The organism is Modestobacter lapidis, assembly GCF_054780755.1.
The window spans coordinates 1-14,673 of record NZ_BAAGVS010000019.1 but is presented as its reverse complement, the minus strand read 5'-3'; the positions used below and the strand labels follow the sequence as shown (position 1 = coordinate 14,673).

The following is a 14,673-nucleotide window of genomic DNA, read 5'->3' as shown; positions in this document are numbered from 1 at the left end:
CATGGTGACCACGACGCAGCGCCCCGCGCGCGGGGAGGCGCGGGCGGATGGTCCACGCGTGCGCCGGGACCTCGTCTACTCCGTCGCGGATGGGCACGACCTCCGGCTGGACCTGTACGTCCCCGACGGCCCTCCGGCTCCCCTCTGTGTGTGGCTGCACGGAGGCGGTTGGATGCGCGGGTCGCGGGCCGACCGGGCCGCCGAGCGCCTCGTCCCGGTGGCCGGCAACGGGGTCGCGGTGGCCGCGGTCCAGTACCGGCTCAGCGAGCAGGCCACCTTCCCGGCTCCGCTCCAGGACGCGCGGGCGGCGGTCAGATGGCTGCGAGCGCACGGCCACGAGTACGGCGTCGACGCGGGCCGGATGGGCGTCTGGGGAGCGTCGGCCGGCGGCCATCTCGCGTCGCTGCTGGCCCTCACCTCCGACGGACGGGACGCCGACCTCGGGAACTCCTCCGTGCAGGCCGCCGTGTGCTGGTTCGCCCCCTCGGACCTGCTGCAGATGGCGAATGACGTGCCCGAGGGACCTCCTCCCCCCTTCGTGACCGGCCCCCCGGTGCAGCCGTCATTCGAGGCCCGGCTGCTGGGCGCCGACGCGGCGGAGGACGTTCCCGACGAGGCACGCGCGGCCAGTCCGGTGAGTCACGTCCACCCGGGGGCACCCCCCTTCCTGCTCATGCACGGGGACCGCGACGGGCTCATCCCGGCGGAGCACAGCCGGCGGCTCTTCCACGCTCTTCGCACGCACGGCGTCGACACGGCCCTGTGGCTGCTGCACGGGGCCAACCACGAGGACGCCGCCTTCGAGGAGCCTGCGAGTCTGGCCGCAGTCAGCGGCTTCCTCCGCGACAGGCTCCTCGTCCGCGGTGAGCACACCGCCGAGGCGGACTGAGGGAAGAGTCGCCGGGCGCGGCACTGCCGTTCCTGGTGTCGTGCGCCAGCTGCCGCACGACACCGGCCCGGCCTCCGCGTTGCGGGGACCGGGCCGTCGTCGTGCCGGGGGTCAGAACGGGTAGGCCGGCAGGTCGCCGCGCAGCGTCACCCACTGGGTCTCGGTGAACGCCTCGATGTTCGCCTGCGCGCCACCGTGCCGGGACCCGGTGCCCGAGGCGCCGACGCCACCGAAGGGGGCGACCGCCTCGTCGTTGACCGTCTGGTCGTTGATGTGCACCAGGCCGGCCGGGATCCTCTCGGCCAGCTCCAGGCCGGCGTAGACGTCGCGGGTCAGGATGCCCAGCGACAGGCCGTACTCCGTGCCGGACGCCAGGCCGACGACCTCCTCGAGGGAGGAGAACGGGGTCACCGGGGCGACCGGGCCGAAGATCTCCTGCTGGTAGGCCGGGGCGTCGACCGGCACGTCGCCGAGCACGGTCGGCCGGTAGAACAGCCCCTCGTAGGTGCCCCCGGTGCGCAGCGTGGCCCCCTGCTCGACACTGGAGGTGACCAGCCCGTGCACCCGGTCGCGCTGGTTGGCGTCGATGATCGGGCCGAGCGCCACCTGGTCGCGGAAGGTGTCACCGACCGGCAGGTTCTCCACCTTGGCGGTCAGCACGGCGGTGTACTCCTCGGCGATCGAGGAGTGCACCAGGTGCCGGCTGGTCGCCATGCAGATCTGTCCCTGGTGGGCGAACGTGCCGTAGGCGCCGACCGAGGCAGCGGCGGCGACGTCGACGTCGTCCATCACGATCAGCGCGGAGTTGCCGCCGAGCTCGAGGTGCGCCCGCTTGAGGTGCTGGCCGGCCAGCGCGCCGACGGCGCGCCCGGCCTTGGTGGAACCGGTGAAGGCGATGACCCGCACGGCGGGCTCGACCACCAGCGCCTCGCCGACGTCGGCGCCGCCGGGCAGCACCTGGAACACCCCGGCCGGCACGCCGGCCTCCTCGAAGATGCGGGCGAACATCGCACCACCGGACACCGCGGTGCGCGGGTCGGGCTTGAGGATGACCGCGTTGCCCAGCGCCAGCGCCGGGGCGATGGCCCGGATGGCCAGGATGGTCGGCACGTTGAAGGGGGCGATGACGCCGACCACGCCGACCGGCACCCGCCGGGCGAAGGACAGCCGGGGCGCACCGCTGCGGAGCAGCTCACCGTAGGGGTGGCTGGGCAGCGCGGAGGCCTCGTAGCACTCCTGGGCGCTGGTGTGCACCTGGAAGTCGCCGAAGGGCTGGATGGCGCCGGTCTCGCGGGCCAGCCAGGTCTTGATCTCCGCGGAGTTCGCGGTCAGCAGGTCGCCGGCGCGGCGCAGCACCGCGGCCCGCTGCTCGAACGGGAGGGCGGCCCAGGAACGCTGGGCGTCCACCGCCCGCGCGGCGGCCTTCTCCACGTCGGCCGGGGTGGCGTTGCCGACCTCGCCGAGCTCCTCCCCCGTTGCCGGCTCGACCGCGGCGTAGGTGCCGCCGCTGCCGTCGGTCCACGCCCCGGTCCACACCTTGCCGCGCCACGCGCCGTCCTCGAGCAGTGCCATCTGTGCCCCTCGTCTCCTCGTTGAGTGATCAACCACTGGGGCCAGGATATGCCCGCCGGATCCGTCGTCCCGGTCGGCTCCGCTACCGGTGCTGGCGCCGACTGCCCCCGTGCCAGTCCTCCGAGACGCCGACGTCCCCGGTGGGCACACCGAAGGAGGGCAGCTGCGGGCGCTCGCGGAGGCTGCGCTTGAGCTCGGCGAACCCGGGGAAGGCGGCCAGCCCGACGACGTGGTCCCACAACTCGACCGCCTGGTCGGCGTCCGGGAGCCGGCTGATCACCGGGCCGAAGAAGGCGGTGCCGGCCGGTGGCCGGAAGTGCAGGATCGGGGTGCCGACGTCCTTGCCGGTCAGCGCCAGCGCCTCGTCGGTCTCCGCCTGGACCTGGGCGTCCCAGGACGTCTCCGCCAGCGCCGCGGCCAGCCCGGTCGGCAGGCCGGCGGCGGTCAGGGCGGGCTCGACGAACTCCCGGGTGCCGCGCCGGCCGCCGTCGCCGTCGGCGGGCCCGGACTCGAACACCCGCGCCCCCAGCGCCGCGTACAGGTCGGCGACGGCCGCGTGCCCGTGCTCGGCCCGGGTGCGGGCGGCCACCCGCAGCAGCCGCAGGCCGGCGGTGTGGCCGGCCTCGTAGCCGGGTGGGAACTGGGCGTCGTAGTCGACCGAGGCGTTGAGCAGCCGCAGCGAGATGAACCGCCACTCGACGGCCATGTCCCGCTGCGCGGCCACCAAGCGCACCCACTTGCTGGTCAGCCAGGCGAAGGGGCAGACGGGGTCGAAGTAGAAGTGCAGGTCCGCGTTACTCACCCGTCGACGGTAGCCCGGCTCCAGCCGGGTGGCCGACCTGCCGATGGCGGACCTGACATGGAGACGACGGGAACGTTCGGGGGCAGGTCACCGCAGGTGGCACTGCTGGTGCTGCTGCACGCGCTGGCCGGGGCGCTGTGCGGGGTCAGCGCGGTGTGGCCGATGTCGGAGGCGACGCCGGTGCGGCTGGCCTGGCTGCTCGCCGGCACCGGGCTGACCGTCGCGGCGGTGCTGTGGGCCATCGGCCCTCGCGTGCCCGCCGCGACGCACGTGGCGCTGGGGCTGCTGTCCGCGTGCACCGGTGTCCTGGCCTGGCGGTCGGGCACCGCGGTCGGCATCGTCGGCCTCGGCCCGGTGGTCATCGCGGTGGGCCTGTACGCCGCGCACTTCTTCTCTCTCACCGCCGCCCGGATGCACGCCGCACTCGTCGTCGGCCTGGCCGGCGCCGGCGCGGTCGCGGCGGAACCCAGTGGCTTCGCGCTGCCCGGGGTGATCGCCGTCCTGGCCGCCGGCATCCTCACCGAGGCCCAGGGCCGGCTCAGCGCGCGGCTGCGGACCGCGGCGTCCACCGACCCGCTGACCGGGCTGGCCAACCGGCGGGCCTGGGAGGCCGAGGCCACCCGCAGCCTGGCCCGGGCCAGCCGCGGCGGGGAGCCGCTGACCATCGCGGTGCTCGACCTGGACGGGTTCAAGCAGGTCAACGACCGGGAGGGGCACGGCGCCGGGGACGACCTGCTGCGCCGGCTCACCGCCCAGTGGTCGGCACGGCTGCGCGCCTCCGACCTGCTCGGCCGGCACGGCGGCGACGAGTTCGTGCTGTGCCTCCCGGCCACCGACGCGGTCGGCGCCGTCGAGGTGCTCGACCGGCTGACCGGCGGCGCCCCGGCCACCTGGTCGGTGGGGACGGCGACCGCTGGGGACGGCGACACGCTGCCCGCCCTGCTGGCCCGCGCCGACGCCGCCCTCTACCTGGACAAGCACCGCCGTCGCGCCGCCCGCGGTCCGGGCACCGGCTGAGTCCTCATCCCTCCGGCGCCGGGCCGCGCAGCCGCTCCAGCCGCTGCTGCGACCGGTCGCGGATGGCCGCCGCGGTCCGTGCCCGGCGGATGGCGGCATCCCGGCGGTGCTCGGCCTCCTGCAGGTCGGCACCGGCGGTGGTGACCCGCTGCTCGGTGCGGCGCAGCTCCTGCTGCAGCTCGGCGACCCGCGCCTGCAGCTCCTCCCGCCGCGCCGTGGTGTCCGCGACGCGCTGGTCGGCGGCCTCGGCGGCGGCGGCGGTGTCCCGAGCGACGGCGGCGGCCTCCTCGGCGTCCTGCTCGGCCTGGGCCAGCTCGCGCCGGCGGGCCTCCTCGGCCTCCCGGCGGGCCCGCTCCTCGGCCTCCTTGCGGCGCTGCTCCCGGGCCGCCCGGTCGCCGTCCCTGCCGGCCGTACCCGTCGCCGGCGCGTTCGCGGGCGCCTTCCCCGGTGCCTTCGTCGGCGGCGTCGCGGACGTCCTCGCGCGGGCCACCGCGCCGCTGAGGTCGACCGGACCGAGCCCGCTGTAGGTCAGTGCGGCGGTCAGCTGCCCGCCCAGCAGCGCGGCCCCGGCGTCGGTGTCGGCCACCGCGGCGCGCAGCGTGCCCTGCACCTGTTCGGCGATCGCACTGCTCACCGGGTGCCCCTCCGCCGCGGCCAGTGCCCGGGCCTGCCGGGTGAGCGCCGCGATCACCTGGGCACGCTGCTTGCCCAGCTCCTTCAGCTGGTCACCGGAGAGGGTGGCCTGCGCGGTGCGCATGAGTCCGCCGAGCTCGACCAGCTGGGCGATCTCCCCGTGCTGCCGGCGGGCCAGCAGGTTGCACACCCATGCCGCCGTCGACGGCTTGGGCAATCCGGCGATCTCCGCGGCCAGCGCCTTGTCCCCCGCCGCCCTGGCCCGGTCGCGGGCCGCGGTCCGCTCGGCGACGAAGTCCTCCGGCGGGACGGCGTAGAGCCCGTCGGCGATGTCGGCGAGGTCCATGCCGCCATGGTGCCGCCCCCAGCGGCCGGGGAAGCCCTTCCCCGGTCTCCGCGCCGGCTCGGGTCACGGGTCGGTCGCGATCCCGCGCCACGCGGCTGCACGACCGGATCGCGGGTATCCCCCGGCATGCTCCGGTACCGCGCGCTGCTGGTCCTGCTCGCCGTCCTCGCGCTGGCGAGCGGCTGCGCGGTCGATCTCAGCGGGTCGCCCCGGGGCAGCGCACCGGCCCCCCAGTCCGCGCCGGCCGGCGGGGAGTCCGCCCCCGCCGAGGAGCAGATCGCACGGGCGGTGTTCGACCGGGTGAACGACGAGCGGGAGGCGCGCGGGCTCGCCCCGGTGTCGTGGAACGACGCGCTGGCCGGCGTCGCCCGGGAGTGGAGCGCCGAGATGGCCGCCACCGGCACGTTCGAGCACCAGGACATCGGCCAGGTCCTCCGGCGGGAAGAGCTGGCCGGCTTCCGCGCGATGGGCGAGAACATCTTCCGGGCCACCGGGCCGGTGCCGGCCGGGACGATCCACGCCGGCTGGATGCGGTCCGACTCCCACCGGGTCAACGTGCTCAACCCCGGTTGGGACCGGCTGGGTGTGGGCGTGGTCTGCGCCGACGACGGCTCGGTCTGGGCCACCCAGGAGTTCGGCCGGACGGCGGGCGCGGACCTGCCGGCGGTGGCGTCCACGACGCCGCCGGCCGAGCCGGTCGTCCGACCGGAGGACGACGGCCCGTCCTGCGGCTGACGCGGTCGGCGCCCCGGTCAGCGCCGCCGGCGACGGGAGCGGCGCAGGAACGTCCGCCGGACGCGGCTCCACCGGTCGGGGGTGCGCTCGGCGTCGAGCAGCTCGGTCGCGGACAGGGCGCGATCGACGACGCCCTGCTCGGGCGGCTGGAACGGCCGCAGCGACCGCCCCGCCGGCCGGAGCAGGCTGTCCACCGCGCGGACGAGGGACCCGTCGTGGGCCGCGACCGCGTCGGCCACCGCGCCGGGATCGACGCCGAGGTGCTCCCCGAGCAACCGGTGCCGCATCCCGAGGACGACCGCGGCCAGCTCGTCCCGGCGGGCGTCGTCCGGCCGGACCTCCACCGTCACGTCGCATTCGGTGTCCAGGCCCATGGAGCGGTTGTTGAGGTTGGAGCTGCCGATCCGCAGCATCCGGTCGTCGACCACCAGCACCTTGGCGTGCACGTACACCGGCCGGCCGCCGTCGGTCACCGGCACGTAGACCCGGAAACGGTCGTGCACGTCGGCCCGCCGGACCAGGCCGAGCAGCCGCGCCCGGGCGGTGCCCATCGCCTTCTCCTCCAGCCAGCCGTCGGCCGCCTCCGGGTTCACCACCACGAACTCCGGACCGTCCGCCTCGCCCAGGCGCTCGGCGATCGCCTCGGCGACCCGGCGGTTGGCGAAGTACTGCGCCTCGATGTAGACGGTCTCCCGGGCGCCGGCGATGGCCGCCAGCCACAGCAGCTCGATCTCGTGCACGAGCTCCGTGCCGCCGTGCCGGGGACGGGTGCGGGAGATGGCGACGTCCACGTCGGTCAGCAGCGGCTGCACCCCGTCGGGCCAGCACGCCTGCTGGTCCGCGACCGGTTCCAGCCGGTTCCCGGTGCCGCTCTCCCACCGTTCGCGGGCCAGGTCGCCCAGGGCGCGGGCCGCGGGACCGGAGACCAGCGTGGTCACGTCGTGCCAGGGGCCGGTCGACCGCCGGGACGTGGGCCGGTGCCGGTGCCGGTGCCAGTCGAGGTGGTCGGAGGTGTCCCACCGGTCGGCGGTCACGTCGATGCCGCCGGCGAAGGCCAGGCAGTCGTCGATCACCACGATCTTCTGGTGGTGGGCGGCGCCGAGCGGGTGGTGGTGGTCGGCGGCGAAGCGGAGCCGGTCGGGTGCCCGGCGACGGAGCAGCACGACGGGCACCAAGCCGCGCCGCAGCGACTCCAGCATCCCCATGCCCCACTGCAGGACACCGATCTCCAGGTCCGGGTTGCCCCGCACCGCCGCCTCCAGGATCCGCCCGAGGCGGTCGTCCCGGGCCCGGCCGGGGCTCCGCGGGTCCAGCCGGATGCGCGGCTCGAAGTCCCAGCCGATGAACAGCACCCGTCGCCGGGCACGCAGCACCGCCTGCTTGAGGACGGCGAAGTAGTCGGCGGCGTCGACGAACACGACGTACTCGTCCGCCCGCTCGATGCGCCAGCACGTCTCACCGGGCACCAGCACGGTGCCGTCCCGGACGTCCGGGACGGCGCACGCCGCGGCAGCGGTCGACGGGGCCGGGCTCTCGGTCATCCGGTCAGTGTGCCGGGTCGGCGGACCTCGTAGCGGCGGCCCGGACCCCCGCCCGGAGGAAGACCGGCGTCGCCGGTCCCGCGGGTGCAGGTGAACCGCGGTGTCGGCCGGTGACCCGACGACCTGCCCGGTGGGGCGGTCGTCATCCTGTGCATCGTGATGACCAGCCAGTGCCGCGACACCGCCGCCCGTCCGGAGGCCGGCCGGCCGGCCGCCCGGTGAGCGGTGTCCTGTCGGGGTTCTCCGTCATCGGGGCCGTGATCGCGGTCGGCTACCTGCTCGCCCGGAGCGGCACGCTCGGGCCGCACGCCCCGGCGGTGCTGTCCCGGGTGGCGTTCTCCGTGGCGACTCCCGCGCTGCTGTTCACGACGCTCGCCGCGGCCGACCTATCCGTGGTGTTCTCCCGCACGCTGGTCGTCATCTCCGGCGCGGCACTGCTGTCGGCAGCGCTGTTCGCCGCGGTCGGTGCGGTCCGCCGCTGGGGCGTGGGGACGACGACCATCGGGGCCCTCGGCGCCAGCCAGGTGAACGCGGCGAACCTGGGCATCCCGATCGCCGTCTACGTGCTGGGCGATGCCGGCGCGGTCGCCCCGGTGCTGCTCTTCCAGCTGGTCCTGCTGGTTCCCGTGGCGCTCACCGTGCTGGACGTGACCGTGGCGGACGGCACGGGTACGAGGTGGTCGCGAGTGTGGACGCCGTTCCGCAACCCCGTGCTGGTGGGCTCGGTCGCGGGGCTGGTCGTCTCCGGGACAGGCTGGTCGCTGCCGCCCTTGCTGCTGGACCCGGTCGGGGTGATCGGCGGGCTCGCGGTGCCGGCGGTCCTGCTGGCGTACGGCATGTCGCTGCGGGGCAGCCCATGGCCCGGCCGGGGGCCCGACCGGGGTCCGGTGCTGCTGGCGGTGGCGCTCAAGCTGCTGCTGGCCCCGACGGCGGCCTGGCTGCTGGGCACCGGGCTGGGCCTGGACCGCGACGGGTTGCTGGTCGTCGTGGTGCTGTCGGCCCTGCCGGCGGCGCAGAACCTGCTCGTCTTCGCCGTGACCTACCGGACCGGCGTGGACCTCGCCCGGGAGACCATCACGCTCAGCACGGTGCTGTCCGTGCCGGTGCTGTTCGTCGTTGCGGCGCTGCTCGGGTGACCCGGCACGGTCGGGCCGGGCTCAGGGGCGGCGCCACTCGTCACTGGTCAGGTGCGACCCGGCCTGCGGGCCCATCTGCATCATCCCCCCGTCCACCGGCCAGGACGCCCCGGTGACGTAGCTCGCCGCCGGCGAGGCGAGGAAGGCGATGACGGCGGCCACCTCACGCGCGTTCCCGGGCCGGCCGAGCGGGACGCCGGGGCGCTCGTGCCCGGCCGCGGTGGGGTCCTCGTCCTCCTGGCCGGTCATCGCGGTGGCGATCTCACCGGGAGCGACCGCGTTGACCGTGATGCCGTGCTCCCCGAGTTCCAGCGCGGCCACCCTGGTGAGCAGGCCGAGGCCGGCCTTGGCCGCGCTGTAGGCGGCGTTGCCGACCCGCGGCTGGTGCTCGTGCACGCTGGTGACGTTGACGATCCGGCCGCCGCGGCCGGCGGCGACCATCCGCCGCGCGGCCCGCTGCAGGCAGAGGAACGCCCCGTCGAGGTCGGTGGTCAGCACGGTGCGCCAGGTGTCGTAGTCGGTCTCGAGCACCGTGGACAGGTGCCCGGTGCCGGCGCAGTTGACCAGGACGTCGAGCCCGGCGAGCGCGTCGGCGAGCTCGTCGACGACAGCGGCGGCGCCGGGCAGCGCGGTCAGGTCGAGGTGCCGCAGCTCGGCCCGCCGCCCGGCCCGGCGGACCAGCTCCGCGGTCGCCTCCCCGTCGCCCCGGTCGCGGTACCAGGTGACGCCGATGTCGCAGCCCTGCTCGGCCAGGGCCACGGCGGTGGCCCGGCCGATGCCCGACTCCGACCCGGTGACGACGGCGACGCGACGGTGCTCTCCGGGCCCGGTCGTGGTCTCGGTCATGGTCATGGTCATGGCCGCTGCCTACCCGGTCGGTGACGTGCTTCACACCGGGTGCCGGTCCGTGCCAAGGTCAGGACCGGACACCGCGGCCGCCGCGGTGCCCGCCCCGCACCTGACGGACAGCGAGGTCCCGATGCCAGCCCCCTCTCCCGTGCCCGCCCGCGAGTCCGCGGCGCCCGTCCCCGCCGACCGCCCCGCCGACCTCAGCGCCGACGTCGTGGTGGTCGGCGGCGGTGGCGGCGGCCTGCCGACCGCCCTGTTCAGCCGGTGGCTCGGCAACGAGGTGCTGCTGCTGGAGAAGGCGCCACAGCTCGGCGGCACGGCCGCGAAGGCCGCGTTCTGGTACTGGGTGCCCAACAACGAACCGATGCGCGCGGCCGGGCTGGTCGACGACGAGCAGGACTACCTGCGCTACGTCGCCCGGCTCGCGCGCCCGGCCGGCTACGACCCCTCCTCGCCGACCTTCGGGCTGTCGGAGTGGGAGCACGCGATGTGCCGGGCCATCTACGAGAGCGCCTCACCGGCCGCCGAATTGCTCGCCGAGCGCGGGGCGCTGAGGTACCGGCACTGCCCCGACGTCGTCGACTACTGGTCGGAGCTGCCGGAGGACAAGGCGCCGAAGGGTCGCGTGCTGGTGCCCGCGGGCGCACGGGAGTCGATGTCGGACGGCGGCGCGGTGGGCGTGGCCGCGATGGCCGCCGCAGCGGAGCGGGACGGCGTCGGGGTGCGCACCGGGCACCGGGTGCAGCGGCTGGTCGTCGACGACGGCGCCGTCGTCGGGGTGGAGGCCACCACCATCGACGGGCGCACCGTCCGGGTGGCCGCCCGCAAGGCCGTGGTCTTCGCCAGCGGCGGCTTCACCCACGACCCGGACCTGCGGCGGAACTTCCTGCCGCCCTCCGTCGCCGGCGGCTGCGCGGCGGTCACCAACGAGGGCGACTTCCTCGCCATCGCCGGCCCGGTCGGCGCCCAGCTGCGCAACATGAACAACGCCTGGATGTGCCCCGTCCCGCTGGAGCGGGCCGTCGCCCGGGACCCCGGCATGATCGGCATGTTCTCGGTGGCCGGGGACTCCACCGTCTTCGTCGACGTCCGCGGCTCGCGGGTGGTGAACGAGAAGCTCCAGTACAACGAGCTGGCCCAGACGTTCGGCCGGTACGACGCCGCGACCGGCACCTATCCGTACCTGGTGCTGGTGCAGCTCTGGGACCAGCGCACCCAGGACTGCTCGGCCAGCGACGAGTACGGCCGCCAGGTAGTGCCGCCCGGCGCCGACGACTCGCACGTCATCAGCGGCGCGACCTTGGAGGAGCTGGCCGCCGCCGTCGCTGCGCGCCTGGCCCGGTACGCCGCGGTCACCGGCGGCCTCGCGCTGAGTGACGACTTCCTCCCGAACCTGCGGGCCACGATCGAGCGCTTCAACGGCTTCGCCGCACGCGGGGTCGACGAGGACTTCCACCGCGGCGAGAAGCCGGTGCAGCTGCTGTTCAACGGCCCGGTCAAGGACGAGCCCGGCCGCACCAACCCGACCATGTGGCCGATCGGGGACGGCCCCTACTACGCCAGTCTGATCACCGCCGGCACGCTGGACACCAAGGGCGGCCCGCGCACCAGCCCCGACGGTCAGGTGCTGGACAGCATCGGCGCTCCCGTCCCCGGCCTCTACGGGGTGGGCAACTGCGTGGCCTCGGCGTCCGCGCAGGCGTACTGGGCCGGCGGCGCGACGCTCGGCCCGATCATCGCCTTCGCCCACCGCGCCGCCACGGCCGCCGACCGGGAGCCGGTCCGCGACCCGTCCACCACCCCCGCCTGACCCGTCACCGACCTCCTCCACCCGACTCCCCCTTCGACTCCCCCTTCGATGACGCAGGAGACCCCATGGCCCTGACCCGCGAGACCATGACCGACGAGCAGCGCAAGTCCGTGGCGCTGGAGTACCTCAAGGCGTTCGACAACGGCGGGGTCACCTCGACCGGCGGCAGCATCCTCGACCTGTTCGCCGACGACGCCCAGGTCGCCTTCCCCAAGTGGGGCCTGGCCACCGGCAAGGAGCAGATCGGCCAGATGTTCGGGGACATCGCCGGCACGCTCGAGTCGATCCAGCACCACTACTCCGAGTTCACCTGGATCTTCTCCGGCTCCGACCTCGTCGTGGCCGAGGGCACCAGCCACGGGGAGCACCAGGACGGTCCGTGGCGGGCCGGCGTCCCGGAATGGGGTGCGGGCCGGTGGTGCGACGTGTTCGAGATCCGCGACTGGCTCATCCAGCGGTGCTTCATCTACCTGGACCCCGACTACGCGGGGCAGGACACCGCCCGCTACCCCTGGCTCGCTGACCCGAGCTGAGCGACTGGAACTGGCCGACCAGTCGCTGCCGGCGGCGTCCAGCAGGGGGCGCACCTCCACCTGGTCGCGCCGCTCGATGCGGGCGCTCGCGACGAGGTCCTCGGCCGGGATGGCGTACGGGCTGTCCGTCATGGCCGCAGGGTCTCCCCTTCCCGCGGCGCTGCTGAGACCAGCGGCCGGGACCGCATACCGCCCGCGGCGGGCGCTGGGCAAACTGGTAGGGCGACCACCGGCCCCCGTCGTCCGTTGAGCGGGGTGCTGGCCGGTTTCGTCGTCATCGGCGCCGTCATCGCGGTCGGCTACCTGGTGGCCCGGGCCGGGACCCTCGGACCGGAGGCCGGATCGGTGCTGTCCCGCGCCGCCTTCTCCGTGGCCACCCCGGCACTGATGCTCGAGACCCGGCGGGGCCGACCTGTCCGCGGTCTTCTCCCCCACCCTGGTCGTGGTGTCGGCGACGGGTCTGCTGTCGGCTGCCCTCTTCGCGGTCATCGGTGCGCTCCGCCCGTGGGGGGTGGGGCGGACGACCATCGAGGCGCTGGGAGCCAGCCAGGTCAACGCGGCGAACCTGGGCATCCCGATCGCGGTGTACGTGCTCGGTGACGCCACCGCGGTGGCCCCGGTCCTGCTCTTCCAGCTCGTCCTGCTGGTGCCGCCGGCGCTCACCGTGCTGGACGTCACCGGCCCCCAGCGCGATGCCTCGGTGTGGTCGCGGATGTCGGCCCCGTTCCGCAATCCCGTCCTGCTGGGCTCCGTGGCCGGGCTGGTCGTCTCGGGGACGGGATGGTCGGTGCCGGCGGTCCTGCGCGAGCCGGTGCAGCTGATCGGTGGACTCGCGGTTCCGGCGGTGTTGCTGGCCTACGGCATGTCGCTGCGCGGGAGCGCGCTGCCGGGTCGAGGGCCCGAACACGGCCCGGTGTTGATCGCCGTGGCGGCACTGCTGGGCTGACTGTGAGCCGGCCCGCCCCGGCCCGGTTGTGACCCATCCCACAAGCGGCGGAACGGGGCCGCTACGGTGCGGCGCATGAATGGACGGCAGCGAGGACGGGCGGCAGCAGGGGCCGCGGGAGTGGGGATGGCGGTCGCGCTCACCGCGGGGGCCGTGCCGGCCGCGGCCTCGTCGGGAGGCTTCCCGGTGGAGGAGGCGAGCGTCGCGTCGATCCGTGCGGCGATCGCCGATGGATCGACGACGTGCAAGGAGGTCGTGCAGGAGTCGCTGGACCGCATCCAGGCCTACGACGACCAGGGCCCGCAGCTGCGGGCGGTGCTCACGGTGAACGACTCCGCGGTCCGGAAGGCCGCCCGGCTGGACGCGCACTACCGCAGTTCCGGCTTCGCCGGGCCGCTGCACTGCGTCCCCGTGCTGCTCAAGGACAACTACGACACCGGCGATCTGCCGACGAGCGCCGGGTCGGCGCTGCTCGCCGAGATGCAGCCGGAGGACGACGCGACCACGGTCGCCCGACTCCGGGAGGCCGGTGCGGTCGTCGTCGGCAAGGCCAACCTCCACGAGTTCGCGGTCGCCGGCTTCACGGCCGGCTCCCTCGGCGGCCAGACGCTCAACCCCTACGACCTCACCCGGACGCCCGGCGGGTCCAGCGGCGGCACCGGCGCGGGGGTGGCGGCCGGCTTCGCCGTCATCGGCACGGGCACCGACACGGTGAACTCGATCCGGTCGCCGGCGTCGGCGAACAACCTGGTGGGGCTGCGCCCCACCCGCGGCCTCGTCAGCCGCGACGGCATCGTCCCGGTCTCCTCCACCCAGGACGCGGCCGGCCCGATCACCCGGACGGTGGCGGATGCGGCGGCGGCGCTGCAGGCCATGGCCGGGTACGACCCGCGGGACTCGGCGACCGACGTCCTCACCGGTCGGGAGCTGCCCGACTACGTCGCGGCGCTCGACGGCGAGGGGCTCGCCGGAGCCCGGATCGGGGTCGTCACCGACTTCCTGCTCGACGGCGAGGTGTACGAGCCGGTCAACGAGGTCGTGGCGCGGGCCCGGCAGGACCTCACCGACCTCGGTGCCGAGGTGGTCGACGTGAGCATCGGCAGCACCGCGGGGCAGCTCGCGTCCGAGCACGACGTGCAACGGTTCGAGATGGAGCCGCTGCTGGAGTCCTACCTCGCGGCGACGGACGCGCCGGTGGACACGCTCGAGGACATCCGGGCCAGTGGCGTTCCGCACCCCTCGGTCGAATCGGCCCTGACCGCGGCGGACGAGACGGGTGACGGGCGGGCCGACCAGGAGTACGCGCAGCGGCTGGTGCGTATCGCCGAACTCCGTGAGCGCGTCCTGCAGATCATGGACGACGAGGGCCTCGACCTGCTCTTCTACCCGATGCAGAGCCGCCTCGTGGAGCCGGTCGAGGAGCAGGCGCAGCGCGACCGCAACGGGATCCTCGCCGCGCTCACCGGCTTCCCGGCCCTCACGGTGCCGGGTGGTTTCAGCGCACCCTCGGCGACCGCCCCGCTCGGGGTGCCCGTGGGCGTCGAGTTCTTCGCCCGGCCCTTCGACGAGCCGCTGCTCCTGGCGGCCGGGCAGGACTACGAGCAGGCCACCCAGCACCGGGAGCTGCCGCCCACGACCCCGCCGTTGGGATGGCACGCGCCCTGACCTGATCCGGTCGCGGTGCACGATGAGGGGCGAGGTCCAGCCGGACCTCGCCCCTCGTCGTGTGGCTGGGCGGCAGCACGCTGCCCGCGCACGCCAGGTGCCGACGTAGGCGGCGAGATGCTCGCCGGTGAGCGTGGAGCGGTCGGTGACGAGGGCGGCGGGGGTGCCCTCGCAGACGATCCGGCCGCCGTCGTGGCCG

Annotated in this window: 13 protein-coding genes; 8 read left to right on the top strand and 5 right to left on the bottom strand. The window is 75.0% G+C overall.

Going from position 1 to position 14,673, the window contains the following annotated elements; all coding sequences use genetic code 11:
- Position 1: 1 nt before the first annotated feature.
- On the top strand, positions 2 to 889 hold the full coding sequence (locus ACYVG5_RS16295; RefSeq protein ID WP_222050138.1) for an alpha/beta hydrolase: 888 nt from the start codon (positions 2 to 4) through the stop codon (positions 887 to 889).
- Positions 890 to 1,000: 111 nt separating this feature from the next.
- Here the strand turns inward: ACYVG5_RS16295 and ACYVG5_RS16290 are convergent, their stop codons facing one another.
- The gene (locus ACYVG5_RS16290; protein ID WP_222050137.1) at positions 1,001 to 2,461 is read right to left on the bottom strand and encodes a benzaldehyde dehydrogenase; all 1,461 of its coding nucleotides are present in this window, start codon (positions 2,459 to 2,461) and stop codon (positions 1,001 to 1,003) included.
- Positions 2,462 to 2,543: 82 nt separating this feature from the next.
- Complete coding sequence (locus ACYVG5_RS16285; protein ID WP_222050136.1) at positions 2,544 to 3,263, bottom strand: DsbA family protein; 720 nt, start codon at positions 3,261 to 3,263, stop codon at positions 2,544 to 2,546.
- A gap of 57 nt (positions 3,264 to 3,320) precedes the next feature.
- Between ACYVG5_RS16285 and ACYVG5_RS16280 the strand changes: the two genes are divergently transcribed.
- Positions 3,321 to 4,280, top strand: a complete 960-nt coding sequence (locus ACYVG5_RS16280; protein WP_222050135.1) for a GGDEF domain-containing protein — start codon at positions 3,321 to 3,323, stop codon at positions 4,278 to 4,280.
- 4 nt (positions 4,281 to 4,284) lie between these two features.
- Here ACYVG5_RS16280 and ACYVG5_RS16275 read toward each other — a convergent pair whose 3' ends face one another.
- The gene (locus ACYVG5_RS16275; protein ID WP_222050134.1) at positions 4,285 to 5,259 is read right to left on the bottom strand and encodes a hypothetical protein; all 975 of its coding nucleotides are present in this window, start codon (positions 5,257 to 5,259) and stop codon (positions 4,285 to 4,287) included.
- 126 nt (positions 5,260 to 5,385) lie between these two features.
- On the opposite strand from ACYVG5_RS16275, the gene ACYVG5_RS16270 reads away from it, so the two are divergent.
- Positions 5,386 to 5,994, top strand: a complete 609-nt coding sequence (locus ACYVG5_RS16270; protein WP_222050133.1) for a CAP domain-containing protein — start codon at positions 5,386 to 5,388, stop codon at positions 5,992 to 5,994.
- A 17-nt stretch (positions 5,995 to 6,011) separates the two neighbouring features.
- On the opposite strand, the gene ACYVG5_RS16265 is transcribed toward ACYVG5_RS16270, so the two are convergent.
- Positions 6,012 to 7,535 (bottom strand): phospholipase D-like domain-containing protein, encoded by a 1,524-nt coding sequence (locus ACYVG5_RS16265; protein ID WP_222050132.1) that lies wholly within the window; start codon positions 7,533 to 7,535, stop codon positions 6,012 to 6,014.
- Positions 7,536 to 7,753: 218 nt separating this feature from the next.
- Between ACYVG5_RS16265 and ACYVG5_RS16260 the strand changes: the two genes are divergently transcribed.
- The gene (locus tag ACYVG5_RS16260; protein ID WP_222050131.1) at positions 7,754 to 8,671 is read left to right on the top strand and encodes an AEC family transporter; all 918 of its coding nucleotides are present in this window, start codon (positions 7,754 to 7,756) and stop codon (positions 8,669 to 8,671) included.
- Between the two features lie 21 nt (positions 8,672 to 8,692).
- Here the strand turns inward: ACYVG5_RS16260 and ACYVG5_RS16255 are convergent, their stop codons facing one another.
- Complete coding sequence (locus tag ACYVG5_RS16255; RefSeq protein WP_246630917.1) at positions 8,693 to 9,529, bottom strand: SDR family oxidoreductase; 837 nt, start codon at positions 9,527 to 9,529, stop codon at positions 8,693 to 8,695.
- Positions 9,530 to 9,650: 121 nt separating this feature from the next.
- On the opposite strand from ACYVG5_RS16255, the gene ACYVG5_RS16250 reads away from it, so the two are divergent.
- The 4 genes from ACYVG5_RS16250 (at position 9,651) to ACYVG5_RS16235 (ending at position 14,474) form a co-directional block, all read left to right on the top strand.
- Positions 9,651 to 11,330, top strand: a complete 1,680-nt coding sequence (locus ACYVG5_RS16250; protein WP_246630919.1) for an FAD-dependent oxidoreductase — start codon at positions 9,651 to 9,653, stop codon at positions 11,328 to 11,330.
- 65 nt (positions 11,331 to 11,395) lie between these two features.
- Positions 11,396 to 11,863, top strand: a complete 468-nt coding sequence (locus tag ACYVG5_RS16245) for a nuclear transport factor 2 family protein (RefSeq protein ID WP_460683347.1) — start codon at positions 11,396 to 11,398, stop codon at positions 11,861 to 11,863.
- 445 nt (positions 11,864 to 12,308) lie between these two features.
- A complete protein-coding gene (locus tag ACYVG5_RS16240) occupies positions 12,309 to 12,809 on the top strand; it encodes an AEC family transporter (RefSeq protein ID WP_222050791.1) in 501 nt (166 codons plus the stop codon).
- Positions 12,810 to 12,935: 126 nt separating this feature from the next.
- Positions 12,936 to 14,474, top strand: a complete 1,539-nt coding sequence (locus ACYVG5_RS16235) for an amidase family protein (RefSeq protein WP_460683346.1) — start codon at positions 12,936 to 12,938, stop codon at positions 14,472 to 14,474.
- The last annotated feature ends 199 nt before the right edge of the window (positions 14,475 to 14,673 follow it).

Excerpts from the sequence above, each read along its gene's own strand:
- ACYVG5_RS16255 (WP_246630917.1), bottom strand. The coding sequence starts at position 9,529 with ATGACCATGACCATGACCGAGACCACGACCGGGCCCGGAGAGCACCGT.
- ACYVG5_RS16265 (WP_222050132.1), bottom strand. The coding sequence starts at position 7,535 with ATGACCGAGAGCCCGGCCCCGTCGACCGCTGCCGCGGCGTGCGCCGTC.
- ACYVG5_RS16275 (WP_222050134.1), bottom strand. The coding sequence starts at position 5,259 with ATGGACCTCGCCGACATCGCCGACGGGCTCTACGCCGTCCCGCCGGAG.
- ACYVG5_RS16270 (WP_222050133.1), top strand. The coding sequence starts at position 5,386 with ATGCTCCGGTACCGCGCGCTGCTGGTCCTGCTCGCCGTCCTCGCGCTG.
- ACYVG5_RS16280 (WP_222050135.1), top strand. The coding sequence starts at position 3,321 with ATGGAGACGACGGGAACGTTCGGGGGCAGGTCACCGCAGGTGGCACTG.
- ACYVG5_RS16290 (WP_222050137.1), bottom strand. The coding sequence starts at position 2,461 with ATGGCACTGCTCGAGGACGGCGCGTGGCGCGGCAAGGTGTGGACCGGG.
- ACYVG5_RS16245 (WP_460683347.1), top strand. The coding sequence starts at position 11,396 with ATGGCCCTGACCCGCGAGACCATGACCGACGAGCAGCGCAAGTCCGTG.
- ACYVG5_RS16250 (WP_246630919.1), top strand. The coding sequence starts at position 9,651 with ATGCCAGCCCCCTCTCCCGTGCCCGCCCGCGAGTCCGCGGCGCCCGTC.
- ACYVG5_RS16295 (WP_222050138.1), top strand. The coding sequence starts at position 2 with ATGGTGACCACGACGCAGCGCCCCGCGCGCGGGGAGGCGCGGGCGGAT.
- ACYVG5_RS16235 (WP_460683346.1), top strand. The coding sequence starts at position 12,936 with ATGGCGGTCGCGCTCACCGCGGGGGCCGTGCCGGCCGCGGCCTCGTCG.